This is a genomic window from Candidatus Bartonella washoeensis Sb944nv (genome assembly GCF_000278135.1).
GTDB classification, from domain to species: domain Bacteria; phylum Pseudomonadota; class Alphaproteobacteria; order Rhizobiales; family Rhizobiaceae; genus Bartonella; species Bartonella washoeensis.
Genome location: NZ_JH725024.1, coordinates 10,619 through 37,538, shown reverse-complemented (window position 1 = coordinate 37,538; position 26,920 = coordinate 10,619). Strand labels below are relative to the sequence as shown.

The 26,920-nt window shown below is 36.8% G+C and carries 20 protein-coding genes and 2 tRNA genes; 8 read left to right on the top strand and 14 right to left on the bottom strand.

Annotated features, from left to right (window positions below; translation table 11 throughout):
- Positions 1–345: 345 nt before the first annotated feature.
- Positions 346–1,365 (top strand): ketol-acid reductoisomerase, encoded by a 1,020-nt coding sequence (gene ilvC / locus MCQ_RS04825; RefSeq protein ID WP_006923886.1) that lies wholly within the window; start codon positions 346–348, stop codon positions 1,363–1,365.
- A gap of 96 nt (positions 1,366–1,461) precedes the next feature.
- On the opposite strand, the gene MCQ_RS04820 is transcribed toward ilvC, so the two are convergent.
- On the bottom strand, positions 1,462–2,862 hold the full coding sequence (locus MCQ_RS04820) for an amino acid permease (protein WP_006923885.1): 1,401 nt from the start codon (positions 2,860–2,862) through the stop codon (positions 1,462–1,464).
- Positions 2,863–4,006: 1,144 nt separating this feature from the next.
- A tRNA-Lys gene (locus MCQ_RS04815) sits at positions 4,007–4,082 on the bottom strand.
- A gap of 473 nt (positions 4,083–4,555) precedes the next feature.
- Between MCQ_RS04815 and MCQ_RS04805 the strand changes: the two genes are divergently transcribed.
- Entirely contained in the window at positions 4,556–6,124 is a 1,569-nt protein-coding gene (locus tag MCQ_RS04805) for a TerC family protein (RefSeq protein WP_006923883.1), read from the top strand.
- Between the two features lie 654 nt (positions 6,125–6,778).
- Here MCQ_RS04805 and MCQ_RS04800 read toward each other — a convergent pair.
- The 4 genes from MCQ_RS04800 to MCQ_RS04785 all read right to left on the bottom strand — a co-directional run bounded on the left by MCQ_RS04800 (position 6,779) and on the right by MCQ_RS04785 (position 12,573).
- Positions 6,779–7,732: a lysylphosphatidylglycerol synthase transmembrane domain-containing protein gene (locus tag MCQ_RS04800; protein WP_006923882.1), complete on the bottom strand. Its 954-nt coding sequence runs from the start codon at positions 7,730–7,732 to the stop codon at positions 6,779–6,781.
- A 23-nt stretch (positions 7,733–7,755) separates the two neighbouring features.
- Positions 7,756–9,510, bottom strand: a complete 1,755-nt coding sequence (locus MCQ_RS04795; protein WP_006923881.1) for a cation:proton antiporter domain-containing protein — start codon at positions 9,508–9,510, stop codon at positions 7,756–7,758.
- Positions 9,511–9,595: 85 nt separating this feature from the next.
- Entirely contained in the window at positions 9,596–12,109 is a 2,514-nt protein-coding gene (gene secD / locus MCQ_RS04790; protein ID WP_006923880.1) for a protein translocase subunit SecD, read from the bottom strand.
- Between the two features lie 92 nt (positions 12,110–12,201).
- Positions 12,202–12,573, bottom strand: a complete 372-nt coding sequence (locus MCQ_RS04785) for a hypothetical protein (RefSeq protein WP_006923879.1) — start codon at positions 12,571–12,573, stop codon at positions 12,202–12,204.
- Positions 12,574–12,748: 175 nt separating this feature from the next.
- Between MCQ_RS04785 and MCQ_RS04780 the strand changes: the two genes are divergently transcribed.
- The 3 genes from MCQ_RS04780 (at position 12,749) to MCQ_RS04770 (ending at position 17,000) form a co-directional block, all read left to right on the top strand.
- The gene (locus MCQ_RS04780; protein ID WP_035008014.1) at positions 12,749–15,121 is read left to right on the top strand and encodes a mechanosensitive ion channel family protein; all 2,373 of its coding nucleotides are present in this window, start codon (positions 12,749–12,751) and stop codon (positions 15,119–15,121) included.
- Complete coding sequence (locus tag MCQ_RS04775) at positions 15,115–15,387, top strand: hypothetical protein (protein WP_006923877.1); 273 nt, start codon at positions 15,115–15,117, stop codon at positions 15,385–15,387. The genes MCQ_RS04780 and MCQ_RS04775 overlap by 7 nt, the downstream gene beginning before the upstream one ends.
- A gap of 671 nt (positions 15,388–16,058) precedes the next feature.
- Positions 16,059–17,000 (top strand): outer membrane protein, encoded by a 942-nt coding sequence (locus MCQ_RS04770; protein WP_006923876.1) that lies wholly within the window; start codon positions 16,059–16,061, stop codon positions 16,998–17,000.
- 347 nt (positions 17,001–17,347) lie between these two features.
- Here the strand turns inward: MCQ_RS04770 and MCQ_RS04765 are convergent.
- A tRNA-Leu gene (locus tag MCQ_RS04765) sits at positions 17,348–17,433 on the bottom strand.
- Between the two features lie 156 nt (positions 17,434–17,589).
- Between MCQ_RS04765 and ilvA the strand changes: the two genes are divergently transcribed.
- From ilvA to MCQ_RS04750, 3 genes are all read left to right on the top strand, one after another.
- Positions 17,590–18,855, top strand: coding sequence for a threonine ammonia-lyase IlvA (gene ilvA, locus MCQ_RS04760; protein ID WP_006923875.1), 1,266 nt, complete (start codon positions 17,590–17,592; stop codon positions 18,853–18,855).
- A 36-nt stretch (positions 18,856–18,891) separates the two neighbouring features.
- Positions 18,892–19,431, top strand: coding sequence for a hypothetical protein (locus MCQ_RS04755; protein WP_006923874.1), 540 nt, complete (start codon positions 18,892–18,894; stop codon positions 19,429–19,431).
- 250 nt (positions 19,432–19,681) lie between these two features.
- Complete coding sequence (locus tag MCQ_RS04750; protein WP_006923873.1) at positions 19,682–21,094, top strand: DEAD/DEAH box helicase; 1,413 nt, start codon at positions 19,682–19,684, stop codon at positions 21,092–21,094.
- A gap of 964 nt (positions 21,095–22,058) precedes the next feature.
- On the opposite strand, the gene MCQ_RS04740 is transcribed toward MCQ_RS04750, so the two are convergent.
- From MCQ_RS04740 to MCQ_RS04710, 7 genes are all read right to left on the bottom strand, one after another.
- Entirely contained in the window at positions 22,059–23,102 is a 1,044-nt protein-coding gene (locus tag MCQ_RS04740) for a tyrosine-type recombinase/integrase (protein ID WP_035008097.1), read from the bottom strand.
- A gap of 7 nt (positions 23,103–23,109) precedes the next feature.
- Positions 23,110–23,328 (bottom strand): hypothetical protein, encoded by a 219-nt coding sequence (locus tag MCQ_RS04735; protein ID WP_006923870.1) that lies wholly within the window; start codon positions 23,326–23,328, stop codon positions 23,110–23,112.
- A 134-nt stretch (positions 23,329–23,462) separates the two neighbouring features.
- Entirely contained in the window at positions 23,463–23,951 is a 489-nt protein-coding gene (locus tag MCQ_RS04730) for a DUF488 domain-containing protein (RefSeq protein ID WP_006923869.1), read from the bottom strand.
- Positions 23,952–24,068: 117 nt separating this feature from the next.
- The gene (locus tag MCQ_RS04725; protein WP_006923868.1) at positions 24,069–24,692 is read right to left on the bottom strand and encodes a lambda exonuclease family protein; all 624 of its coding nucleotides are present in this window, start codon (positions 24,690–24,692) and stop codon (positions 24,069–24,071) included.
- Position 24,693: 1 nt separating this feature from the next.
- A complete protein-coding gene (locus tag MCQ_RS04720; protein ID WP_006923867.1) occupies positions 24,694–25,536 on the bottom strand; it encodes a RecT family recombinase in 843 nt (280 codons plus the stop codon).
- Positions 25,537–25,656: 120 nt separating this feature from the next.
- Positions 25,657–26,502, bottom strand: coding sequence for a hypothetical protein (locus tag MCQ_RS04715; protein ID WP_006923866.1), 846 nt, complete (start codon positions 26,500–26,502; stop codon positions 25,657–25,659).
- Positions 26,499–26,903 carry a hypothetical protein gene (locus MCQ_RS04710; RefSeq protein WP_006923865.1) on the bottom strand — a complete coding sequence of 135 codons (405 nt, stop codon included), beginning with the start codon at positions 26,901–26,903 and terminating at the stop codon, positions 26,499–26,501. The genes MCQ_RS04715 and MCQ_RS04710 overlap by 4 nt, the downstream gene beginning before the upstream one ends.
- Between the last annotated feature and the right edge of the window lie 17 nt (positions 26,904–26,920).

The following is a 26,920-nucleotide window of genomic DNA, read 5'->3' as shown; positions in this document are numbered from 1 at the left end:
TCCTAAAATTGCGTGGTGTATCTTAATTTCAAGGATACAATGATTTATTGTGTGAAGAAGAGTAGAATTTTAGAGTATGTATTTTTCTTCGGCACTGTTGTTTTGTATAATTCCTCGTTTTTTGTAGAGCAGCGGCTTAAATCGTATTTTTGATCTGGATATTCTTTTTGAAGGTTTGGGGACACATTTTTTGTGTAGAATAAGTTTTAGAGATTATTCAAGTGCTGTCTTGTTATGAATAATGATATGGGTATTCATAGTATACGAAGCACGGAGAGGTGGCTTTGGCTTTTTATTCAATAAAAACTTAAATTCAGTTTAATGCAAATATAAGGAAGTATTTTCATGCGTGTTTATTATGATCGAGATGCGAATGTTAATTTGATTAAAGAGAAAAAGGTAGCGATTGTTGGTTATGGATCACAAGGGCGTGCCCATGCTTTAAATCTAAAAGATTCTGGTGTTAAAAATGTGCAAATTGCTTTGCGTTCAGGGTCGGAAACAGCAAAAAAAGCTGTTGTAGATGGTTTTGAGGTTGTTAGTGTTGCTGAAGCAGCAAAATGGGCAGATCTCATTATGATGGCAACACCTGATGAGTTGCAAGCTGATATTTATAAAGAGCATATCCATGATCATTTACGCGATGGTGCAGTGATTGCTTTTGCTCATGGTTTAAGTATCCATTTTGGTTTAATTGAACCTAAAACAACAGTTGATGTTGTGATGATTGCTCCGAAAGGCCCAGGTCATACAGTTCGCAATGAATATCAAAATGGTTGTGGTGTTCCTTGTTTAATTGCGGTTGCACAAGATGCTTCAGGGCATGCCCATGACATAGCATTGTCTTATGCGTGTGGTCTTGGTGGAGGACGTGCTGGGGTGATTGAAACAACGTTTAAAGAAGAGTGCGAAACTGATCTTTTTGGTGAACAAGCTGTTCTCTGTGGTGGTCTTGTTGCACTTATTCGCGCAGGTTATGAAACATTAACGGAAGCGGGCTATGCACCGGAAATGGCTTATTTTGAGTGCTTACATGAAGTTAAATTGATTGTTGATCTCATTTATGAAGGTGGTATTGCGAATATGAATTATTCTATTTCCAATACAGCTGAATGGGGCGAATATATGTCTGGTCCACGCGTGATTACTGATGCAACAAAAGCAGAAATGAAGCGTATTTTGAAGGATATTCAGACTGGTAAATTTACGTCAAATTGGATTCAGGAATATAAAGCCGGTGCAGCCCATTTTAAAGGCATGCGCCGTTTGAATGACAATCATCCTATTGAAGAAGTTGGCAAAAAACTCCGCTCTATGATGCCTTGGATAAAATCTAACGCTTTGGTTGATAAAGAGCGTAATTAAAGGCATAAAGATTTCTATGTGAAAAGTTCTTATGCTTTATCTATAAAAAGGGTAACTAAAGTTACCCTTTTTAAATATGCTCTTTATCTACGGATTCTATTTATTATCTTTAACCGTTTTTTTTCTTAAAAAGATAAAATACGTTATGCCTAATAAAGTGAACCACAATAGACCGTATTTAAAAGCTGTAAAAGTATCAGACTCTAATGTTAATAAGTAGAGAATGAAAGCAAAAAAAGCTAAAATAATCCAGCACATGGTGACACCTCCTGGCATTTTGTAGATGGATTCAGCATGTAACTGAGGATGATTGCGCCGATACACAATATAGCTGATCAAAATTACAGACCACACAAATATAAATGCGATTGCTGAAATGCTGGTGACAATTGTAAAAGCACTTATGATGCTTGGAGAGAGTGATGTAATTGTGTACCCCAATAAAATGCACAAACAAGAAAAGAATAGGGCGTTGGCTGGGACGTGGTATTTAGAAAGTTTTCCCAAAATCCGAGGCGCTCCTTTTTGCGTTGCAAGCCCATATATCATGCGGCTGGTAGAAAAAATACCACTATTTGCTGAAGAGGCAGCTGATGTGAGAACAACAAAATTTACTAAACCAGCAGCTATCGGAACGCCAGCAAGCCAAAACATCTCGACAAAGGGACTTCTATCTGGAATAACTTGATCCCAAGGTGTGACGGACATAATCACAATGAGAGAAAAGATATAAAAAAATACAATACGCACCGGTATCGCATTAATTGCTTTTGGTAGAACTGTTTTAGGGTTTTTGACTTCAGCTGCAGTTGTTCCAGCGATTTCTATACCAACAAAAGAAAAAATGGCAATTTGAAATCCAGCAAAAAAACCTGTAATTCCCAGAGGAAATATATTTCCATCGTTCCATACATGACTGAGAGAGGCAACAGTACCATTGGGAGAGGTGAAACCAGTAACGATCATATAAAAGCCTACAATAATTAATACTAAAATCGCTATAATTTTGATAAGACCAAACCAAAATTCAAGTTCACCAAACATTTTTACGGCAAAAAGATTAAAGACTAAAAAGAAAGTGATGCAAGAAAAAACGACAATCCATGGATTGAGTTCAGGCCACCAAAAGTGCATATAAGTGATGATGGCAATAATATCTGCTGCTCCAGTTACAACCCAGCTCAGCCAATAGCTCCAGCCAACAAAAAAAGCAATTCCTGGTCCTAGCATATCGGTTGAAAAATCAATGAGAGACCGGTATTGTGAATTAGAAAGCAAGAGTTCTCCCATAGCGCGCATGACGAAATATAAGGCGCACCCAATAATAGCATAAACGAGTATGATGGAAGGGCCCGCTACGCTGATTGTTTTTCCTGACCCCATGAAGAGGCCTGTTCCAATAGCACCACCGAGGGCTATAAGTTGTACGTGACGGTTATCTAGTCCTCGATGTAATTTTTTGTGATGTTTTTTATCTAAAGTTTGTTTATAATCCATTTTCTGGAGTTCCCTTTATATTATTTTAAGGATGAAATTACGTTGAAAAAGGTAATATTTTCATATCGAAGCATGATATAACTGAGTCGTAAAGGAGAAAAATATTTTTTATGGCTTCATGTGGACAAAGAATAAAGCATATTCTCTCGATAAGAATTATGCATTTCACTCCAAAAGAACGCACCAGAAATTTGAGTATGGAGTTTTGAATATAGCTTCGATGGCGGGTGAATGATTCATGGAGAAAACACACTGTGATTAGATAGCTACCATTGAGTTGTTAGATAGTCATAAGAAGCTGCAAATTCTCTTTAGATTGTGCCAAAAAGCGGCATAAAATTGAGATGAAGTAATTGAGTTATATTGTTTGCTTGTATAATCAGAGCGATGATTTTTTTTATTTTTTTTAGACAGAGCATAGAATTATCATTTCTTTAAGCAAAAGTCTTTTGTTGCAAATTTTAAAATGATTTCTTCATGAGCAGCTCTCGTACCATAGAAGGATAAAAATAACTCTTAATATTATTTCCAGAGGGAAATTGGTGTTGAGAATTGCGTCATATTTATTTGTTTTTTATAAGGACGATTCTGACGGGTGTTTTATCTAGAATAAAGGAAGTCAAGGGGGCACAAAATTATTTTAGAAGCATCAATAAAAGGGAATAATTGACAGACAAAGAAAGCGTTACCTGCAATAGGTGTTATTAGGCTAGGACACTTGAGATACTCCATGTAATTTGAAACGAGTTTTTGTATTAAGCAGGAAAAGGTGGAATTAGGTAATAATTGGTTGTTTTTATGACTATTTTTTACCATTAAACGCGTTGTTTATAAAATTGGATTTTACATTTAAAATTGCAAAAATCAAAATTTGATAGCAAAAATGAGAGAAGGTTTTGAGAGGTCTTTGAGAACCCCTTTAAGAGCTTTGAAAAAAATAAATTGGTAGAAAATCTAGTGTTGTTAAAATATACAAAACTTATCGAAAAGCTACAAAAAGAGAAGATGAGAAAATGCTATTGTTGTAGAGAATGCTATTGTTGTAGAGAAATGTAAAAAATACTAATCCCTCACTTTTATCCACGTATCCCGCACCTTGAAAAACATATGGAAATTAATATGTTACTGGGTAAATAAAATTAAATGGTGGGTGATGAGGGGATCGAACCCACGACCCGCTGATTAAGAGTCAGCTGCTCTACCGACTGAGCTAATCACCCAAGGTATCTCAAAAGATGAGAATGAAAAGTTCTATAACGCTCCTAAAAGAGTATGTCTAGATGATTTTGTTTTTTTATATGGAGATGATAGAGAAGCTATAGCTAAACTGGTTGTACAGTTAAAAATATGATACACCCTCTTGATCTTATATAAAAATAGACCCATTATAAACAGCGCTATAAATAAATGTTCCGAATTATAAGCGGAACTGTAGTTGGAGGATTATCGAGCGTAATGCCCGAGAAAAATACAGAAGAACCTTCTTATGGCTGTAAGCGATGGGGGGCGTCGTTCTATTTTTTTAAATTTATCAGTAACCATGTGCGTTTAAGTGATGGTTTTTTGTTGTTTGCTTTGGATGCGACCCGTTTGTGTTCAATGTTTTTGCTCAATTATGAGAATAAAAGCTCATGAGTTTGTTTTGTCAACCGCGCGCTTTTAAGATTTTAAAGACGTTTTTTAAGGGTGAGCTATGATGGAATGGATCACTGATCCTCATGCGTGGTTTGGCTTGGTTACGTTGATTTTTCTCGAAATTGTTTTAGGAATAGATAACCTTGTCTTTATTGCAATTTTAGCCGAAAAGTTGCCGCTGCATTTGCGTGATCGCGCACGCTTGATAGGTCTCACTCTAGCATTAGTTATGCGGCTTTTTCTTCTTACGATTATTGGATGGGTGATGAATCTCGATACGATGATTTTTTCATTCTCATCCTTTGTGTTTAGTTGGCATAGCTTCATCTTGATTGGTGGTGGGGCTTTTTTGCTAGCAAAAGGAACGCTAGAATTACATGAAAGATTAGAAGGTACTTCGCATGAAAGAAAAACGGGTGTTGCTTATGTTGTTTTTTGGCAGGTAATTGTTCAAATCGTAGTGCTTGATGCTGTATTTTCTCTAGATAGCATTATTACTGCAACAGGTATGATTGCAAAAGAGCAGGCAGTAGTTATGTACATAGCAGTCATTATTGCTATGGGTGTGATGATGTGTGGATCTGGCACTCTTATGCGTTTTATTAATCGTCATCCCACTATTGTAATCCTTTGTCTTGGCTTTTTGATGATGATTGGTTTTACTCTTATTGTTGAAGGGTTTGGCTTTCATATTCCAAAAGGGTATTTATATGCCGCTATTGGTTTTTCTGTTCTCATTGAAGCTTTTAATCAAATTGGGCGTCGTAATCGTGAAAAGATGATTACAACAAATGATCTACGTGGTCGAACAGCCGATGCTGTTTTAAGGCTTTTAGGGGGGGGAAACAAAGACGGTAATCTTGGTGAAACTGTAGATGTTATTGCTGAACAGGCGGCGGCTTCTGAGCTGTTTCGACCGGAAGAAAAAGAAATGATTCGTGGTGTTCTCGATTTGGCTGATCGTCCTGTTCGCTCTATTATGTCGCCACGTAATGAGATCGAATGGTTAGATTTAAATGGAGATGAGAATGAAATGCGTGAGGAGTTACAGCAGGTTAAACATAGCCGCTTAATTCTTGCACGTGAAAAAGTAGACGAATTTGTGGGTGTTGCTTTGACCAAAGATCTTCTTTTAAATTTGGCTGAGGGCAAAAAAATTAATTGGAAAAAAGCTATGCGAGAACCACTTGTTGTTCATGAAAATACAAGTGTTTTACGATTAATGGAGCAATTACGTCGTTCGTCGATTCAGCTTGCAATTATTGTTGATGAACATGGATCTTTTGAAGGTGTTGCAACACCAACCGATATTCTTGAAGCCATTGCAGGTGATTTTCCTGATGATGATGAAGAACCAGTGATTGCAGAACAGTTTGAAGATGGAAGCCTTCTTGTTGAGGGATATGCTGATATCCGCCGTTTAAGTGGTTATCTTGAGCGTAATCTTGTTGATGAGGCAGATCGTTATACTACTTTAGCAGGTTTTATGCTTTGGCGGTTTGGTCATTTACCGAGTGAGGGCGAAAGCTTTGAAGCTGACGGTCTGCGCTTTAAAGTTATTGAAATGGATCGCCGAAATATATCTAAAATCCTTATCTCTCCACTTTTATTGCCAGAAAAAGGCTGATCACTTGGTTAGGTGAAGTAATAGGAAAGAACCTTCTTATTATAGAGAGTGAAAAAGATACCGAAATTGGCTTATCGTTTGTGTTTTCATTATTTGTAAGCTTCTAAGTGGGAAGTGATGGATAGAAAAAAGTTGAATTTTTATATTAGAAAGAGGCTTTCATTGATGATTTGCGAGAGGCTTTAAGAAAGAGAGAAAATGATGCCGAGTGATTTGTAAGTCTGCATCAATCTTATGGTTATTGTGTATGTGTTATTTGTGCATTTTTAAAAGACGAAAATTTTTTTTAATTGTTGCTCGTTTTTTGTGTGGCCGTGTACAGGAACTCTTTTTATTCTGTCTTTTCATTAAAATCTTTAGAGAGGGTATTATACTACAAAATAGCAATCGCAATATTCAATGTTTAAAATCGATTGAAGGTTATAGAAATTATTATAGCAAAGAGTTCATTTGAGGGGCTGATCAAGTAGCTGTTTGAAAGAAAATTAGAGTATTATATATTTTGATACAGTGGAGATGTTATCGAAATAGAGGTACTTTAATACACAATCTAAAAAGGATAGATGACAATTGCCGTTACTTACATATAAAGGAAGATTCAATACGTTTATTGTTATTTACGTGCCCCAAAAAAGAGGACGTTGATTTTTTTATTTATTCAGGGGGTGTTTTTTGTACTCTTTTCCAATATTGCTGAACTTCAAAAATTGCTACAATGAATAACGAGATGATGAGTGGTATGATCAAATAAAGCAGTCTAAATACAATAAGTGCTGCAACAACATCAGTTGGATTTATATTAGACATCCCCGTTATAAATAAAGCTTCAAGAACACCAATCCCTCCAGCTGGGGCGTTGGAGAGAAGGGTTATAGTGAAAGATGCAAGGAAGATACCAAGTACAGAGATAAAATGAATATCTGTATTATGCGGGAGGACAGCATATATAATTCCTGTTGCTCCTAGAAGCTCTAAAGGGCCAATGAGAAGCTGCTGAATAACAATTTTTAGCCGTGGATAGGAAATTTGAACTTTTTTGCCTAAGTGTAAAGGTTTTAACTGAAGCCAGCTGCCAAAAGTGTAGAGTGCTACGCAGCTAAGTAAAATGACACCAACCGTTGTTCCAAGCCATTCAGGAAGTTCGTTATGCAGGAGAGAGATAATTTCAGGTTGCAGAATCAAAACGATTCCAAAAAGTAAAATTGTGCCGATCACAAAAGTGAAAGAGCAAAAACCTACTAATATAGCGATTTCTGTTCCATTTAATCCCTTCATTTTATAGGCGCGATAGCGCACAACTGCACCAGAAAAAACAGAAGCGCCAATATTGTGTGAAAGGGCATAGGTGGTAAAGGAACAGAGAGCAATAAAAATCCAAGAAATTTTATGGCCTAGGTGCTGCAAAGCAATCCGGTCATAGCCAGCAAGGGCAGCATAAGCTAAAAGAGAGCATAAACAGGCTAATAGCCAATGTTGTGGATGTAAATTGCTGAGGCGATCGAGTACATCACTGAAAGAAATAGCAGAAAGCTTGATATAAAGGATGCGGACAGACACCAGCATTGCTAAGATACCAATAAATGGCCATATAAATTGCTTTATTTTCATGCTGTTTTATCCGTTTTTTTAACTTATGTTTTCTGTAAATTTAATTCATTATTTTTCATATTCGTTACAGATCTCTGTCCAGTCATATGTTCGATAACACCATTGGCAATTTCTTTATCGTCAGTTACTACGACATCAGCACCTAAATCAATGAGATAAGTTGCATCTACATCGGATAATGCATGCGTGATTATCTGTATATCCTTCTTCATATTACGTATATTTACTATACATTCTCCTACTTCAATGGTACTTCGCATTGTAATAACAACTTTATAAGCATGGCTTATATTTGCTGCATTCATTATTTCTTTTTGAATTATATTGCCACAAATGACTTCAAATCCATCTGCAGCTGCTTGATCAGCGAGGCGTTTTGATTCCTCTACTATCACTATGGGCTCACCTTTGTCTACTAAAGATGATGCAACACATTTACCAATGCAACTGTAGCCAATAATTACGATATGGTTGGTTTTTAAGGTCACTGGTAAAAATCCTTGGTCAGGATCTTGTGGATCAATATCAACAATTTTTTGTGTATCTTGTGAATTTACAGGAAAGCTTTCTAGACGTTTTTTAATTTTGTTACAAGCAATGAAAACAAGAGGATTAAGTAAAATAGAAAGAATCGCTCCTCCAAGAATTAAATCATGAGCATCATTGTTTAAAAGTCCTAGGCTCAAACTTAAACTTGCGAGGATAAAAGAAAATTCTCCGATTTGGGCAAGGCTTGCAGAAATGGTCAAAGCTGTTGCATTAGAATAGTGAAAAGCTTTAACGATGAAAAAGGCAACTACAGATTTTCCTAGGATAATAATGAATAAAGTTGCTAGGAGAGGGAAAAAATGAGTCAACAGTTTCCCTGGGTCAAATAACATGCCTACAGAAACAAAAAAGAGAACAGAAAATGCATCTCGCAGTGGTAAGGATTCTTCTGCTGCACGGTGGCTTAATTCTGATTCACTCATGACCATGCCTGCGAAAAAGGCACCAAGAGAAAGAGAAACACCAAATAAATGGGCGGCTCCAAAAGCTACTCCTAATGCAATAGCAAAGACGCTTAGACGAAATAATTCACGTGATCCCGATTGTGCACTCATTTTTAATAACCACGGGATAACACGCCGTCCAATAACAAGCATGAGTATAATAAACACAATAACTTTTAGGATAGTGAGACCAAAAACTCCCCAAATACTTAGGTCCAACCATTGAATAAGAGGATCAAGTGCTTCTTTTTTCGTATTGTCAAGGATGTTTGCCAGTGCTGGTATGAGAACAAGTATGAGGACCATCGCTAAATCTTCAATAATTAACCAACCAACAGCAATACGTCCTTTTTCTGTTTCAATAAGATGACGTTCTTGCAAAGCACGCAGCAGGATAACAGTACTTGCTATTGATAAAGCTAAACCGAAGACTAAACTACTGGCGAATCCCCATCCCATAATCAGTCCGAGGCACAAACCTAGAAAAGTAGAACATGTCATTTGTGCAACGGCGGCAGGGATAGCAATAGCTTTGACAGATAAGAGATCTTTTAATGAAAAATGTAGCCCAACACCAAACATTAGCAAAATGACACCAATTTCAGCAAGTTGGTTGATAATACTCGAATCTATTCTAAAACCGCCTGTGTTTGGCCCCACAAGAACACCAGCTAACAAGTATCCAACGAGTGGTGAGATACGCAAACGGCTCGCAATCATTCCCAGAAGAAATGCTAAGCATAAACCCGCAACAATAGTTGTAATAAGTGGTGTATCATGGAGCATAATAGTTACTTTTCGAAGAAAAAGGCATTTATAATTTTTTTATAAGAAGAGGGGACTAGTGCGTTATATGAACTAATATGGATTTTCAGTTTAGGTTAGTGTTTGTACGATCATTTCGTTCACGCCACCAATTCCCTAGAAAGAGTAAAATAGGGGCGGCAATAAAAATAGAAGATGATGTTGCAATAATAATTCCAAAGACCATAGGAAATGCAAAATTATGAACAGCGCTTCCGCCCCATATCGCCATAGGGAGCATAGCGAGAGCTGTGGTTGTTGATGTAAAGAGGCAGCGCACAAGAACTTGATTAATTGAAAAATCAATCAGTTCACGAAGTGGCATTTTTTTATAAAGGCGCATATTTTCGCGCATTCTATCATAGACCACGACCTTATCATTGATGGAATAACCAACAATCGTTAAAAGGGCGGCGATGGCTGTTAAATTGAAATCAAATTGAAATAAAGCAAAAAAACCAATCATTTTTGTGGTGTCTAGGATGAGCGTTACAATGGCTCCCACTGCAAAGAACCATTCGAAGCGTAACCATATATAGAGGGACATGGCAATTGCTGCGAGAATAACAGCAGTAAAAGCAGCTGTAGCAAGTTCACCTGAAATTTTTGGGCCAACAACTTCTATTTGATCGAAAGTGGCGTCCGGATAGATGTTTTGTACTGCTTTTTTAACCTTATCAAGAGCAGAGGTTTGTTGTGTTTCGCCGCCACTTTGTTTCTGAATGCGGATTAGAACAGTATTTGCATTATCCATATTTTGTAACGTAACTTCACCAATATTAAGTGTAGAAAGTTTTGAACGTAGGGTTGCCAAGTTTGTTGGTTCTTTTGTGGTAATGCTCATTTGGCTGCCGCCAATGAAATCAATTCCGAAATTCAACCCAGGTTTAAAAAACAGAAAAACTGAAGCGAGTGATAAAACAATTGAGATGCCAATACCAATGAAGCGCGCTTTCATAAAGCGGAAAGTTGTATTTTGTGGGATAACATTGAAAACAGAGTGAATATGTAGCGTTTTAATTTTCCATTTACGGACAATCCAAATCATCATGATACGCACAATGGTAATATTCGTGAACATGGAAATGATAATACCAAGCAACATTGTTACAGCAAAGCCGCGAACAGGACCAGTGCCAAACCAAAATAGTAAAATAGTTGCAATAATTGCAGTAACATTGGCATCAACGATGGTTGCGAAAGCGTGTTTGAATCCACGGTCCAAGGCAGCAAAGGCGCTGATACCTTTTCGGCTTTCTTCACGGATACGCTCATTGATCAGAATATTGGCATCAACAGCGATACCGATACCTAAAATAATACCAGCAATGCCGGGTAGTGTGAGTGTAGCACCGAGAAGACTTAGTGCGGCAAATGTTAAAATAGTGTGGAGTGCTAAGGCTATATTCGCAATGATACCCCAAATCCCATAGAGAAGAAAAATAAAAATCGTAACAAGAATAAAGCCAATAATGCCCGTGTAAAGTCCCATTTGTATAGCGTCAGCACCAAGGTTGGGACCTACAGTTCTCTCTTCAATCACTGTTAGTGGTGCGGGTAACGAACCAGCGCGCAGGAGAGCAGCTAGAGTTGATGCTTCTTTGGGATCAAAATTTCCTGTAATTTGACCTTGTCCATTGGGAATGACGCTATTGATGGTAGGAGCAGTCAACACTTTGTTATCAAGAACGATTGCAAAAGGACGGTTAATATTTTGCCGTGTTATGTCCGCAAATATTTTTGAGCCTATGGAGTTCATGGTAAATGAAATAATAGAACGCCCTGGCATTTGCGGATCGAAACCTGCACGGGCATCCTTCAACACATTTCCATCTAAAGCGATTTGATCATAAATTGCATAGCGTTGTGTTTCATCAGTATATCCAGGAAGGATTGAAACACCTACTGGTAAATTATTTATATCGACATTGGAGGGTACAAGATGAAAGGTCATCTTAGCCGTTGTTCCTAAAAGGTCGCGCAGTTGCTTTGGGTCTTGTAGACCAGGCAATTGAACCATAATACGATCAGTTCCTACCTTTTGGATGGCTGGTTCAGTAACACCAACCTGATCTATACGGCGACGGATAATTTCTAAGCTTTGTTCAATGGCATTGCTGATACGATCTTTAATTCCAGCTTCAGTCAAGACCACACGGATAGTTTTATCTTGAGTACTGATAGCGATATCATTAACTACAGTGCCAAAGCTACTATGTATGGGAGTGATTATTGATTTTAAAGCAGCAACAGCTTTTTCACTTTGTGTTGGATCAGAAACAAGTGCAATGACGCTATCTTCGAGGACACGAATGCTTGATGTACGGATTTGCTTTTCACGTAGTGTATTCCGCACATTGCCTAAAATCATGTGTAATTGATCACGTTTTAGTGTTTTGGTATCGACTTCGAGTAGGAGAGAAGAGCCTCCTTGAAGGTCAAGTCCAAGTGTTACTCGGGTATCGGTTAAGAACTTTGAGTTTTTAACCTGCTCTTGCGAAAATAAATTGGGCAGGGCAACGTAAATGCTGCTTAAAAGGATAAAACAATAAAGAGTAGTCAACCAACCGGGTGTACGCATGATATATTCCGCTAATAGGCAATCTAATGGTGTATTGCTAATGGTTATTGCAGTGAAAACGCAGGAGTAAAATAGGATGATGCTTTCATAGTTCAAGAAAGAGGAGGAGCGCGTTTGTTTGAGAAAAATTGCGTTTGAAGATTATGAAGTTGTCTGCAAATAACCATGGCAATTATTAAAAATATATTCAATGTCAGACTGCCTTGAGGAGCATTAAAAGGCAAAACATAATTTGTATGGAGTGTTACAAACTTTTTATTTGCAGCTGTTGTAATATTCAATTGATCATATTTGTTTTCTGAATCACATACATTTGTTGTAATTCCATTAATAGCATTTGGCTGTGCAATAAAATGAATATACACTAGTTTACTCGTTAATAATATGCCAAAGCTGGACAGCAGAAGCCAGGTCGTAACAGGCAAGAAATTTCCTTTTTTGCAAGAAAGGTGCAAAAAAAACATATCGGATTGCCCTCTTGATCTTAATTTAATTTCAAATTTTTATATTTTATCTCTCTTATCAGTAATATAGAATAAGGGGAAGCTTTTATAAGATTATTCTACAAAAGTTGAAAATATTTGTCTCATGTCATATTTTTATCAGGGGGTATTGCTCATTTTTATACCTAAGGCAGATATGTGTTCATTTTTTAAAAAGAAATTATGCATTCTTTTCTTTATTCTTGAGATTCTCGTTGTATCGAGCTCTTGTGTATGGGGGCATCTTGGATCAGAAAACGCGATAATTGGACAATCAGTAACTACGCATTCAATAGATGAAATTATTCAAAAACAACAGTCAATTGTTAAGATTCTTGAACAAGATACAGAAACTTTAAAAAAAGACTTTGCAAGCAAATCAGAAGACGAACTTGTTTTGGCAGAGTTGCGGTTGCGAGCCAGAAATATCAGTAAACGTGCTATAGAAGAAGCATTTTTTTTACGTTCTCCTCTGAATGATATCAATGTACTTCTTGATCAGTTGACAGAACTTCGTGATGATCCAAAAGATTTGAAAAACAAGAGTCGAGAGCGTTCTCATCTGATAAAGAAAAGAGCTCAGATTAATTCTATAGTACTTCGGTTTGAAGAAGTTTTTTTGGCTACCAATAGAATAGCCGAACTTTCTCTTTCTCAGTCTCGAGAACTTTTTAAACGCACACTTACGCACAGACTTGAATTTTCGATACCGATGGTCAAACGTCTCGTTGAGAAAACCAAAGAGGCTTCATCTGATTTTCTTTTGCTGTTCAGTTCTTGGTGGAAATTTGTATTTTATTTCAAACCTTTACAACTGTTTTTTTCTGTTTTAATTCCGCTTTTTGTTGCTTTTGGGCTTTTTTATTTTTTTCGTAAGGCTCTTGCACAACTACAATGCCGTATTATCAAGAGCAATGAGGAAATATCTTATTTACAGCGTTTATTAGTTGCTTTTATTTCAATTCTTCTGCCTTCGCTTGGATGTTTTGTTTGTGTTTATCTCGTGTTTTTTTTATTTCATAGTTTTGGCTTGGATCCAGGGAAACTTACGACAGTATTTTATACGCTCGGGCATGAAATTATCTTAGTCTTTTTGATAAATCGTTTAGCCGTTGTTCTTTTGTCATCAAATATGCTGCATGTGCGCCTTTTCAATATTGCACCGTCGGCGGCGTATCAATTAGTAACTTTACTCACTTTTTTAGGTGCAGTGTTGGCATTTGATGCAATTCTCGATAGTATTTATCAAGTAGTGTTAGCCTCTCTTTCTTTGACAATTGCAAAAAGTTTTCTGGCTGTTTTTCTTGTAGCTATACTGCTGTTTATAATCTCATTTGTGCCTTTGCGGTTCAGACGTAGGTATGCTCAACTTGAAAAAGAGCCGCTCTTTTGGCCACTTTATATGCGCATTCCCCTCATTGTATTGGGATTATTGCTCATTGTGATGGATTTGTTTGGTTATGTTGGTTTTGCGCGTTTTATTATGCAGCAAATTGTGATTGGTGGTGCATTTTTGGTTTTAATGTATTTGGGGATACAAAGTGCTCAAGCACTTGCAACTAAAGGCCAATTTATGAAAACGAGTGTTGGTCATATTTTAATGCAATGGTTACATTTAGAAGAGAAAACGATGAATCAATTGGGGGTTATTGTAAGCGTTTTTCTCAATTTGATTGTAGTCGTATTGTGCGCAATGCCAATTGCTGTGCAATTTGGGTTTTCATATTCTGATTTGAGAGCGGTGTTGTGGCAGTTGATGACCGGTTTTCAAATTGGAAATGTCTCTATTTCTTTTATTTCTATTGTAACTGGAATCGTTGCTTTTTTCGCTTGTTGGTTCCTCCTTCGCCGATTTATCGGTTGGCTGGATGGCACGGTGTTGGTACATGGGGAATTTGATTCTGGTGTACGTAATTCTATCAAAACGGTCATAAGTTATAGTGGTGTTGTTGTTTCTGCTTTGATAGGACTGTCAACGGCAGGTTTGGATCTCAAAAATTTTGCACTCATTGCTGGTGGGCTTTCGCTTGGTATAGGTTTTGGATTGCAAAATATTGTTCAAAATTTTGTATCTGGGCTTATTATTTTGGTTGGAAGGCCCTTCAAACTAGGGGATTATATAGAATCTGGATCATTAGGTGGTATTGTCAAACGTATTAGTGTGCGTGCAACTGAACTTGAAACATTTCAGCGTAAGACGATTATTATTCCTAATTCAAGCCTCATTAATAATAATGTCAGTAATTGGACTCGAGGGAGCAAAATGGGGCGGGTTGATATCCCTCTTGTTGTTTCCTCTCATGTTTCTCCAGAGCGTGTTGTTGAGATTTTGCTAGAGATTGCTTCTGCGACAGAGGGGGTTTTAAAAAATCCTGCGCCGCAAGTGAATTTTACTGCATTCGATAGTAAAAAATTTTCATTTACTTTGGCTATTTATGTGCCTAACATCACCTCACCTTCTAAGGTGACCAATGCTCTTCGTTTTGTTTTGTATAAACGTTTTGTTGAAGAAGGGATGCTGGAATGCTAAGATATGCTCACCTTTTTTTTGCAATCACACTGTTGGATATTTTGACCGCGACAGCTTTTACCGCAACGGTGAAGAATACGGATTTAAAGATACAATCTCTCATCATCGTTGAAGGGAGTAGACCTTCAACTATCTCGCTGAATAGTAATCAAACAGTTACAGTTTGTATGAAAGGGTGTTTTGTCACTTTTCCTAATAAAGACCGTTTTGCAATAAAGGCAGAAGATAATATAGAAATCAATGAGGATAGAGTGATTTTTAAATAAAACACTTGAAGATTTTTTGTTATTGTAGGTAGGCTTTGAAAGCGTCTTGATGTTATTTTTGTAAAAATATATAATATCAGTGTAAAAATTAGCATTAAGTATTAGCTAGACGATATTTTTATTAATGTCTACACAATATAAAATACATATTTAAAATGAAATATGTTTTAAATAATTTTAATAATATTTTATTATTCAATTAAAAACGATTTAAGTAAAATTATTTTAATTATTTAATTTTGTGAATTTTATTTAAAAAAATTTCATATGAATATTTGTTTTAATATATTAAATATATATGATTAATTTAAATTGTATTTATTTATATTTTAAATGGCAATATAAGAAATTAATCTGAAATGTTTTATGTAAGTCCTTAAAGGTCGTGGAATGATCGATTTTTAAGGATTTTGTGCAATAATTTAGATGCTTAAGAACCTAATGCTCTTATTATTTCAACAAATAATATAATAGATTTTTTGCGTAATTTTTTAAAATTTTAAGTGTTACTTGTTGATAAAATATTAAAATTGATTAATATTATTTTTTTATATTAAATTTTTATGTACTTATGAGAAGTTGTACGAAATTTGTATTATATTATAGCGCTTTGTTTTTCTAAATGTGATTATTTTTATTTATGTTTAATAATAGCAAGGGGATGTAATTTTATGAATACGAAATATTTAGTAACAGTATCTGCTTTTGCTTTCTTTTCAGCTTCTATAGTGCAAGCAGCAGATGTTATTGTTCCTCAACAGCCAACGCAAGTTGTTTCATCAGTTGTTGCTCCTACCTTTTCTTGGCAAGGTTTTTATTTCGGAGGTCAAATTGGTCGGTTTTCGAGTAAGATTTCTGCAACTACTCGTGATGTTGATGTTCCTTTATTTCCTGATGAGGATAGTAAGAATAAAAAATGGGTTCCGGTTGAAAAAAAATATTTACCTGAATTGTCTGGTTTTGTAGGTGGTTTTTATGCTGGTGCCAATGTTGATTTTGGAGATAACTTTATCCTAGGTGTCGATACTGATCTGTTTTTGTCTGAACGAAAGAAGACAAAAGCTGTTGTCATTACCGGTGAAGGTGAAGATGTTATCCCCGATGCAAAGCGTAAAAATTCTGCAGATTCTTCAGATGGAGAGAAAGAGGGGCTTCAGGGTTTGGCAGTACAAGTTCTTCAAAATTCAATGGGAGCTAAGCTAGGCAGACTGTCTCAGTCGGTTGTAAGAAACCAAAGAGAAGCAGCAGAACAGAATGCTCTAAAATTTTGTCATACTCTAAAACAAAAATGGTCTGGTGCCACACGGGTGCGTATTGGTTTTTCTGCTGATCGTTTTATGCCGTATATTGCTGGTGGTGTTGCTTATGGGCAGCTTCAAGATATTTTGTCGGTATCAGTTACGGGGGAAGATAGTTTTGAAGCTAAATTAGATAAGACAAAGACTATGATTGGTTATACTCTTGGTGGTGGTGTTGATTTTGCAATGTTCAATAACGTTATTTTGCGTGCGGAATATCGTTACTCAGATTTTGGTAAAAAGAAATTTGGAGACGAGATTGAACTTGATTATAAGACGAATGATTTTCGTTTTGGTGTAGCTTACAAATTCTAATTTTTTTTAAGATTAAATTGTTTGAAGGCCCTTTTTTTGATGGGGCCTTTATTTTTTTATTGGGCACTCATAAAATACTGTCTTTATGATGGAGATGAAGTCATTGATTTTTAATGATTATGTTGAGATGAAGGATGATTATTGAGATTTCCATTTTTTAGAATAAAGCTTTTGAAGACCGTTTGCATATGCAAAATACGTGTTCAAAAAGAAAATCATGATTCGCATTTAGCATCATCGCGGTGCCGTCTAATAGCGTTATAATCGGGTTGCGAAAGGTGGTTTAGAAGGAGATTTAATTTGTTGATTTTTAAAACCATTAGAAAACAAGGAAAATTTAGATCTTGTGGTGCGGACGGCGGGACTTGAACCCGCAAGGTCTTCGACCGGCAGATTTTAAGTCTGCTATGTTTACCGATTTCATCACGTCCGCGATAAGAGCATCTTCATAAGCTATATTTTTTATTGAATCAAGAATTAATGATAAGAGGATAATTTTTCATTCTCTGATAAATTATGGCTGACAATAGTTGCCTTTATAGTTAGAAGAAATCCGTACAATATTAATGAAGCATGAAATGATGGTGTTATGAGTAAATTTATTCAAGATGTAACCAAGGCTACAGCGGCTTTGCATAAAGTATTTGCTGAAACACCACTTCAAAGAAATGATTTTCTGAGTCAAAAATATGATGCAGAAATTTATTTGAAACGTGAAGATTTAACCCCTGTACGCTCATATAAGATTCGCGGTGCTTTTAATTTTGTTTCAGAAATGCTTGGTGGGATATCTCGAGATGCTGCATTCGTCTGCGCATCAGCGGGTAATCATGCGCAGGGAGTTTCTTTTGTTTGTCGCTATTTTAAACGCAAAGGCGTGATTTTTATGCCTGTGACAACTCCACAACAGAAAATTGATAAGACACACATTTTTGGTAGAGAGTTTATTGATATACGTTTAATTGGTAATACGTTTGATCAATGTTATGCAGCTGCACAATCTTTCGCTGCTGAGAGTGGTGGTGTGATGGCACCGCCTTTTGACGATATTCGCATTATTACGGGGCAGGCGACAGTTTTATGCGAGACTGTTTTACAATGGAAAAAACTCAATGGGGAAATTGAGCCAGATTTGATGATTGTGCCAGTAGGTGGAGGGGGGTTGGCCAGTGGTGTAAGCAAATTTTTACATGAATATGGTTGGAAAACAAAGCTTCGTTTTGTTGAACCACAAGGAGCGGCAAGCTTGCTTGCTTGTTTAAAGAGGGGAGAACGCGTAAAACTTGAAAATATTGATACTTTTGTAGATGGTGCTGCCGTGGCTCAAATTGGCGCATTAAATTACACAATGCTAAAGCAATTTTCACCAGATTCTGTTATTACAGTTCCTGAAAATCGTGTTTGTTCTACAATGGTTGAAATGCTCAATGTTGAAGGTGTGGTCCTTGAACCGGCTGGCGCTTTATCGATTGATGCTCTTAATAGTATTTCCTCTCAGGAGGTAAAAGGCAAAAAAATTCTTCTCATTATTTCAGGTGGTAATTTTGATTTTGAACGTTTGCCAGATATTAAAGAGCGTTCTCTACGTTTTCATGGATTGCGAAAATATTTTATTTTTAGCTTTCCACAACATCCTGGGGCGTTACGTAGTTTTCTTGCTCAACTTTCTCCAGATGATGATATCGTGCGCTTTGAATATTTCAAAAAATCAGCGAGAAGTTTCGGTTCTGTCTTAATTGCAATTGAAACAAAAAAATACAATAATTTTCGTATTTTAGAAGAAAAATTTCAAGCTTTAGGTTGGCGCTATCGTGATATTACTGACGATCAAACATTATTTGATTTTGTCATCTGAGAAGCTAAAATTTTTGTTGAAACAAGAGCTATAAAAATGAAGTCTTTTTTTTATTTTATACTAAGTCTATTTTTGTTTTTTTATGCTGATAAACAAAGTTTAGCTTCTGAGCTAATGACACCACAAAAAGCTGAACTTTCCAATTTAATTGTCGATGTTAATAATGCTGTGAAAAATGGAAATTTTGTACCTCTTTCCACTTATATGCCTAGTCGGCTTTATAAAGAGATAGCGCGCCGGTTAAATACAACAGAGGATAATTTACGTGAAAATTTTCTTAAACAGTTGCGTGTTCAATTTGAGAACTTGCCCGCAGGCGCTTATCATTTAGATGAAACGGACATCGCCTATCTGCAAACTGATAACGGTACTTTTTATGCTTTGATTCCAACTACTCTTGAGACTCATGATCGTATCATTCAGTATAAAACTTTGGCCATTTTTGATAAAACGCAATGGTATTTAATCTATGGTGGTCAAAAAACTGTACAGAATCAGGTTTTCCTTGAGATTTATCCTGATTTTAGTGAGGTGCATTTACCAAAGGAAATGATCATAAATAGACAACGAAAATAGTGTTTTTATTGTTTATGATAAATATATTTTGCAAAGTACTTGATTTTTTGTTGCAATCGAACGATAGTACAAAAGAGGTGTTTGGGCTCATTAGCTCTTTAATAGAATGAATTTATCCACCTTTCTCCTTGATTTTAAGGTGTTCGTTCGGTGCGCAAATCGCTCTTTCAAGCGTTGCTTCTAAATTTATAATATCAAGAGCTCTCTTGCGCGGATTCTTGAACGACATGGTTCAGTTTATTACCTATTTGTGGTTATTGGGCTAAGGAAAGATTTTATTTTGAATGTAAATAAAGAAAATGTCTTCACAAAATTGGGCTTGCCTGCTCTTTTAATTAAAAATTTGCTTATTGCTGGGATGAGTAAACCTAAACCTATTCAGGAACAAGCTATTCCAATGATGTTGAAAGGGCATGATATTCTAGGTATTGCACAAACAGGCTCTGGCAAAACATTGGCATTTAGTTTGCCTGTTCTAAGCAAGGTTTTGACCTTGGGTGATAAACGTTGCCCTAGAACTGCGCATGCTTTGATTTTAGCTCCTACGCGTGAACTCGCTGTTCAGATTGATGAAACGATTCGTGCTGCAGCAAAAGGAACGCATCTTTCGACATGTCTGATTTTGGGTGGGGTATCACGTTTTAAACAAATTAAACGCATGGAAGCAGGTGTGGATGTTTTAATAGCAACGCCAGGGCGTTTAATGGACCTTGTTCGTGCGAAATGTATTGATCTTTCTCAATCCCGTTTTTTGGTTCTGGATGAAGCAGATCGTATGTTAGATATGGGCTTTATTAATGATGTGCGGCAAATTGCAAGACTTTTGCATCAAGAGCGTCAGACCGCACTTTTTTCTGCGACAATGTCAAAAGAAGTTAGCGCACTTGCAAAATTTTTGCTCAATGATCCTGTAAGAATAGAGATTGCTCCTCAAGGGACCACTGTTGCGGAAATTACTCAAAAATTATATTGCGTTCCTACGTGTGAAAAAAAGAATGTTTTAGCTCAACTTTTGACAAATCCAGCTTTCATTTCGGTTATTGTCTTTACTCGAACTAAACATGGAGCTGATGCTGTCACGCGTAGTTTAGCAAAGATAGGCTATTCTGTTGCGACAATTCATGGAAATAAATCACACAGTGCGCGACAGTATGCGTTGAAAGCTTTTCGTGAAAGATCAGTACGGATTCTTGTTGCAACAGATATTGCAGCGCGCGGTATTGATGTATCAGGAATAAGCCATGTTATTAATTACGATTTACCAGATGAGGCTGAAAGTTATGTGCATCGCATCGGTCGCACAGGACGCAATGGTGCATCTGGCAACGCACTCACACTTTTTGATGAAGGAGTAGAGCGTGCACGGTTGCGTGCTGTAGAGCGCTTGATTTGTATGAAATTAGTGCGTGAAGTTGTTCCAGAAAAGTTTGCAGCATTTCCAGAAAAGCCCATTGTGCCAAAAAGAAGCGAAAAAGAAAAAGGTAAGGAGCTTCATTTTAGAAAATCTAAACGTCAGAAACGATTTGGGGACCGCAAAGACAGTGCTGTACAGTTACAGCGGAGAAATTCTTCATCTTCAAATGAAAGACATGAAAAAGCAAAAGCAACAGCAAAGCGCGCGAAATCTTTTCGTTTTCGTAAGAAAGTGAAAAAGGCAGCTTAAGTAAAATATTGAGACAAGATTGTAAGCTCAGAATATTTTCCTTTTTCTGAGTTTTCTTATTCTTATTTTGAACGAGAGCAAGAGAAATAAAAAATAATGCTCTTGTCAAAATAAGAGAGAGCTCTTCAAAGGTTTCAATTTCTTAGAAATGGCAGCATTTGTATGTCTGGTGTGGTGACTAAAAAATATCTTAAACAGAAACGGTTATTCGTGATAGGTTGTAGAAGAAACTTTGCAAATTCCATTCCCTTATATTTGTTTTTGTATCTTTCATCTTTTAAAAAGCCTCATAAAAACAAAATAGAAAGAAGTATCTGTTATTTTCATATTCTGATTTATAATGGAGAGAATATTATGATCGGTAAAAATTTTTCAGTATCCTTGCAAATTAGCTACAGTCATATTTTGAAGGATTTGAAAATAATATCGAGGGATTTTGGTTTTTATTTTATCTTAATCGCAATCTAAAGAACATGCTGCAATGCGATGTGGTTTATATTTGAGGCAGATATTTAGAATTGAAATAGGAATTATGCTTAAAGCTTTCGCTTTCTCTCTCAAAAAGAATTCGCGATTTGCAATTTAGAATCATAACAATACTATTTGGTAACATTATAATGAATTGACAAATGATATTGTCATCTCTGCATTTTCTTAACAACTAATTAGAAAGAAAACTTATACATTGGCTTTTTAAACAAGGACGAATTAGTAAATTTGTTCTGATTGCAAAAAATAACTTCTATACGGGATGTTGTATTTTATTTATAAAAATCTATTCCCTCACTTTTATCGACGCATCCCTCACCTTAAAAAAACATATGGAAAATCAATAAGTTATTTGGAGAAAAAAAGACTATGGCTCCCCGGGCCGGTGGTTCTAGCTTTTTTAAACAAAATCAATGTGATAATAAAATATTAGGGCAATTTATAGGTATTGTTTTTTTTTAAGTTTTGTTAATTTCTATCCCTCATTTTTTTGGAGCTTTTTTATAGCTTCAAGAGCTAGCCTTTTACGGTCTGCGCTCTTTGTATACAGAGATGCCATTTTATCTTCTGTCCAACCAAAAATTGCTTTGAGTTGTGACACCGTTGCACCTGAGTTAGCAGCGCGCGTTGCTGCTAATTTTCTTAAGCCGTGTGCCGATTTTTTTATTCCAGCTGCATTACATGCTTCACGAAATAGATTGCCAAAACTTTCTTTAACCAGCTTATTTCCGTTTTTCCCGCAAATGAATGTTTCATTTCCAATAGGACCAATTTTCAGAGTTTCTGCTAGTTCTGGTAAAATAGGCAGAAAAACATCTATTTGAAATTTGCTTTTCTCTGTTTTGAGATGAATGATATTATCTTTCACATCTTTCCAACCAATGCGGACAGCATCACCACGACGCAAGCCTGTATACAGAAGAACATCAATCCAGACGCGTTCATGTGTTCTGATAGCCCATTTTTGATAATATTTTTCAACATCTTCTTCTGTCCAAACAGCAAATCCATCTTTGTTGTTGTAAGTTGGTCTTCTTACTCCTACTGTTGGATTACTTTCCAAAAGACCTTGGTCAATTGCCCAATTAAAAAGACCATTAAGGGCTTTTAGAAAATTGTGAGCAGCTGTTGGCGTTTCTTTGCGGCGTTCAACACCCGCTGTAATATGGGATTTCTTTATTTCTCTATAAGGGATGTTTCCTATGGTATCACATACCTTCATAAGGATGAGTTCTCTTTGTCTTTTCGTACTTTTAGCCAGATTATACCAATGAACGCTGTTAAAATACTGTTTAAGTAGCCATGCAAACGAACCTTCAACAAATTTTCCTGCTTTAGGTTTAGGAGGGATGATCCCTTGTAATTCGGCAAGCGCACTTTTGTAGTTGTCAACAAACTCTTGCGTTCCATAGGTTCCACGCACTCTAATACGTTTCCCATGACCAATGCGTACATACCATACAATTTTGCCATGTTGGGTAATTTGTTTAACAAGATGAGGGGGGCGTGGTTTAGGCATAGCAATTTCACATCTTAGAGAGCGCATCTTCGTAGTATTCATTCTTTGACAAATCGAATAATTTGTCTGGATGCGCTATTGAATTTGGTATTGGAATATCTGATTTGAGATAAATAAGGAGCTCGCCCGTAGGCTTAATTTCTATTAATTCGCATCCTTGTTTTTTTGCTTCTCTTAAAGCGCGAGCAATAGCTGGTTGCGTGATGGTAGCAGGGCGAGGTGCCATATCTTTTCTCCTTAAATTTTAGATGCAATTTACGCGTGGCGTGAATCGCGCTTGTGTTGAAAATTTTAGAGAGGGAGGAATTGGGAGGGGTTAAGAAAACATCTCACGTTTTAATAAATTTTCTGGTCCATTTTTTAGAGGTGCTGAATTTCGTATTTCCAATCTTGTAATTTTGTAAGAGCGTTTACTATTCTTCCTCTATGACACATGCATACATCAGCCTCAAAACAGGTGATTGCAATGCGTTTTTTGTCTAAGAAAATTTGATATAATCTGTCTATTGCCCAAGAGTTATTTTTGAGAATTGTATTTTCATACTCTTTAAAAAGGCGTTCATAAGCTTGTTGTGTTCTCAAATAACGTCGTTTTTGAGAAGGAATTCCAAGTTCAGGAATGTGCACATATTCAATACCAAAATTTTTTAAAGTTTTTGTGAGTTGTGTTTTTGAAAATCCTTGTTTTCTGCTGACTGGGTTTTTACGAACATCACATAAAAGTTTGATATTATTTTCCATGAGAGAATGAAGGTAGGTATCAAAGGATTTCCCTTGATAACCAATGGTGAAAAAGCAAAAGCTGTCATCTTGAGTAGGTTGTGTTGTGGTTGGTGGAAAATGTTCCATGGTTATGTCCCTTAAATTTTGGGTGCAATTTGCCTGTGGCGTGAGGCACGCATGTGTTGACGGTTTTTAGAAAAGGGTGGGGGGTGCTAGGAGGCTGTGAATGCACCCCCATAAGGGTTAAGCGGCTTTTGTCGAGAGTTGTGTTATCTCTCTTTCTATCTCTGCTAAAAAGGCTTCGACAGCTTCGTTGATAGTTGTAATTTGTTTTTCATCACGGTGGACACGTTTGACTTTCATGCGCAAGTGAAATGATTGCTGAGTAAAGCGTGGGTCAAAGCTTACGAAATCACACCATTTGCGCCCTGTACAAGCCATTTGGAATTGCATTTGTGCGTGATATTCTGGTTTGATTTTGTCATCTATACAGAAGCGCATATGTGTTGCTGATCTCGGGCATTTGACTTCGATTAAACCGTCTTCTCCAATAAGCCCATCAGGGCTTGCACCAGCCATTTCCATTGTGGGGTGTTGGATAAAGCCGCATCTTGTGATATTGGCATCATAAATGAATGCATATTCTTTTAGTGCGTTTTCTTCATTTTCGACGCCCCAACGCATATCTTCAGTTTCATAATGGGGGCTGTTTTCACCTGTTAAGCGTTCTGTAATGAGTTTGATTTTGTAATCCTCATATTTGCTTGTCGGTAATCCTTTAGCTGTTTTACTGAGGATGCTGTAAACATTAGATGCGGTAACTTTACCTAGTCTTGCTTGAAACCATTCTGCTGTTCTTTGTTCCATCTCACACCCCCATTTGTTGCTCTTGTTGTATTGGTGCATATTCGACATCTTGGATGTGAATATATTCGGCATCGAGAACGGCTACAGGAGTGTATGTTTTCTCTTGTGGTGGTAAGGATTGTTGTTCTTTTTCATTCTGTCTCTTTTGCAAAATATCCAAAATCCTTTGTGCTATTTCATCAGGAAGATCTTCAAGCCTGTCGACTTGTGCATAATCAAGCACTTTTTCCTCTTCTGTTTGAGTGATGTTTATTAATTGTTTGATTTGTGTAAGCACATCATAAGAAACTAACTTCGTTTGTACGTTATGGTTTATCTCATTGATACGTTTTGCTTCATCTTCTTCATAAATACCGGAAAACCCGAAAGCATAGCGAGCACATTGTATTGTAGCTTTGTGACGTAACATGCGTGCTGGATATTTTTTCCAAGGGTCACTGTGGTCTTGCTGGCATTCTTTGAGATATTCGGTGACTTCGATAGGGTCTTTAATTCCTTTGAGACGAATAGCACATTTGATAGCAATGAGATTACCATCCTTATCGAGTTGATCTTGAAAGGTCATGCCATCAAAGTCAGGATTTGATTTGATGATCTTTATCCAACCGTCGATAGAAACAACAGGGATCATGCCACCGCCTTTTTTAGGAAATACATAAATTTCTTTAGTTAAAGGATTAAGTCCATAAGTTTTTGCAACGAAAAGAAAAGTAGCAAATTCTGCATTATTGATGACACTAGCATTTTTATCTCCAATACAAGTTTTCATGATTGTGGTTCGAAATTCTTCGGCAGTAAATCCATATTTTTCTGCCATTTCTGTTAAAAAGGTAGAATTTGTCATCTTGATTGCCTCCATTGCGCGCAATTCACCCGTTGCGTGAATCACGCTTGTGTTTAAAAGTTGGTTGTGTGGTTAGAAACGGCTTATAGAGATACTATAAGATTAGTAGTGCGTATTTTTTCATCTGGTCTTTTTTCCAGTTGAGATGACATTATAGCCATCAACGTGTGCACTACGATAAACTTCTGCATCACCATAAACTTGTGCACTACCGTAAATTTCTGCCTTATCGTAAACACGTGCTTCATCGTAAACTTTTGCTTCATCATAAACTTTTGCACGCCCATGAACATGTGCATTGCCAAAAATTAACGCCTCACCAAAAACTCGTGCACTGTTGTAAATTTGTGCATGATGGCTCACACAAGATTTGCCGTAAATACGTGCATATCCATAAACACGCACATCTCCATAAACATGTGCCTCATCGTAAACTTGTGCACAGTCACAAATTACGGCATCCCCGAAAATCTGTGCACTATCGTTTACACTTGCGTCTTTAACTTTTGCATTTTCAAAAACTTGTGCCTCACCGTAAACACGTGCTTGGTCGTAAATTTCCGCCTTATCGTAAATGTGTGCTTTATCGTAAACGCGTGCATTACCGTATACTTCTGCTTTGTCGAAAACTTGTGCATTCCCGTAAATTTTTGCATTACAGTAAATTTCTGCACGACCGTAAACGTTCGCATTTTCAAAAACTCGTGCACTCTGGTAAACATGTGCATTATCGGAAACTTGTGCTTCGTCGTAAACTTGTGCATTGTGATAAATACGAGCATTTCCAAAAACACACGCCTTACCCCAAACCCAACAGTCTCCCTCATGACATAGGTTGCTTTCATGCTCTATAAAACCACCCAGATCACCTGCTTTAACCTGCCAAAAGTCCTTCAATGCACGAATGCGGTAAAGAGTGCGACCATTAACTTGGATTGTTTCGTCAGTCAGTTCGTATTTTCTCATCTGGTCTTTTCTCCAGTCGACATGAGGTTAGTATCATCAACATGCCCATAAGTACCTGCATCATTGCCAATGCATATATCATCGCAGTCACCAAAAACACGTACATCACCGTAAACTTCTGCAAATCCATAAAGATGTACATCCTCGTAAACTTCTGCATTACCAAAAACTTTTGCGTAATCAGAAACGTGTGCATTATCATAAATACGGGCATCTTCATAAACCTTGGCATCATCACCAACCCAACAGTCCCCCTCATGACTTAAGTTTTCTTCTTTCTCGATATAGCCGCCAAGATCACCTTTCTTGACGTCACCAAAGTTTCTTAATGCACGGATGCGGCGAAGCGTTTTGCTATCAACCTCAGTTGTTTCATCAGTAAATTCGTATTTCTTTTCCATGATGATAAACCCTTAAT

What these genes read in the sequence shown, in the direction of transcription:
- MCQ_RS04780 (WP_035008014.1), top strand. Translation starts at nt 12,749, where the DNA reads ATGTGTTCATTTTTTAAAAAGAAATTATGCATTCTTTTCTTTATTCTT.
- MCQ_RS04800 (WP_006923882.1), bottom strand. Translation starts at nt 7,732, where the DNA reads ATGAAAATAAAGCAATTTATATGGCCATTTATTGGTATCTTAGCAATG.
- secD (WP_006923880.1), bottom strand. Translation starts at nt 12,109, where the DNA reads ATGCGTACACCCGGTTGGTTGACTACTCTTTATTGTTTTATCCTTTTA.
- MCQ_RS04805 (WP_006923883.1), top strand. Translation starts at nt 4,556, where the DNA reads ATGATGGAATGGATCACTGATCCTCATGCGTGGTTTGGCTTGGTTACG.
- ilvC (WP_006923886.1), top strand. Translation starts at nt 346, where the DNA reads ATGCGTGTTTATTATGATCGAGATGCGAATGTTAATTTGATTAAAGAG.
- MCQ_RS04795 (WP_006923881.1), bottom strand. Translation starts at nt 9,510, where the DNA reads ATGCTCCATGATACACCACTTATTACAACTATTGTTGCGGGTTTATGC.
- MCQ_RS04735 (WP_006923870.1), bottom strand. Translation starts at nt 23,328, where the DNA reads ATGGCACCTCGCCCTGCTACCATCACGCAACCAGCTATTGCTCGCGCT.
- MCQ_RS04755 (WP_006923874.1), top strand. Translation starts at nt 18,892, where the DNA reads ATGAAGTCTTTTTTTTATTTTATACTAAGTCTATTTTTGTTTTTTTAT.
- MCQ_RS04770 (WP_006923876.1), top strand. Translation starts at nt 16,059, where the DNA reads ATGAATACGAAATATTTAGTAACAGTATCTGCTTTTGCTTTCTTTTCA.
- MCQ_RS04820 (WP_006923885.1), bottom strand. Translation starts at nt 2,862, where the DNA reads ATGGATTATAAACAAACTTTAGATAAAAAACATCACAAAAAATTACAT.
- MCQ_RS04740 (WP_035008097.1), bottom strand. Translation starts at nt 23,102, where the DNA reads ATGCCTAAACCACGCCCCCCTCATCTTGTTAAACAAATTACCCAACAT.
- MCQ_RS04715 (WP_006923866.1), bottom strand. Translation starts at nt 26,502, where the DNA reads ATGAGAAAATACGAACTGACTGACGAAACAATCCAAGTTAATGGTCGC.
- MCQ_RS04775 (WP_006923877.1), top strand. Translation starts at nt 15,115, where the DNA reads ATGCTAAGATATGCTCACCTTTTTTTTGCAATCACACTGTTGGATATT.
- MCQ_RS04720 (WP_006923867.1), bottom strand. Translation starts at nt 25,536, where the DNA reads ATGACAAATTCTACCTTTTTAACAGAAATGGCAGAAAAATATGGATTT.
- MCQ_RS04710 (WP_006923865.1), bottom strand. Translation starts at nt 26,903, where the DNA reads ATGGAAAAGAAATACGAATTTACTGATGAAACAACTGAGGTTGATAGC.
- MCQ_RS04785 (WP_006923879.1), bottom strand. Translation starts at nt 12,573, where the DNA reads ATGTTTTTTTTGCACCTTTCTTGCAAAAAAGGAAATTTCTTGCCTGTT.
- ilvA (WP_006923875.1), top strand. Translation starts at nt 17,590, where the DNA reads ATGAGTAAATTTATTCAAGATGTAACCAAGGCTACAGCGGCTTTGCAT.
- MCQ_RS04730 (WP_006923869.1), bottom strand. Translation starts at nt 23,951, where the DNA reads ATGGAACATTTTCCACCAACCACAACACAACCTACTCAAGATGACAGC.
- MCQ_RS04725 (WP_006923868.1), bottom strand. Translation starts at nt 24,692, where the DNA reads ATGGAACAAAGAACAGCAGAATGGTTTCAAGCAAGACTAGGTAAAGTT.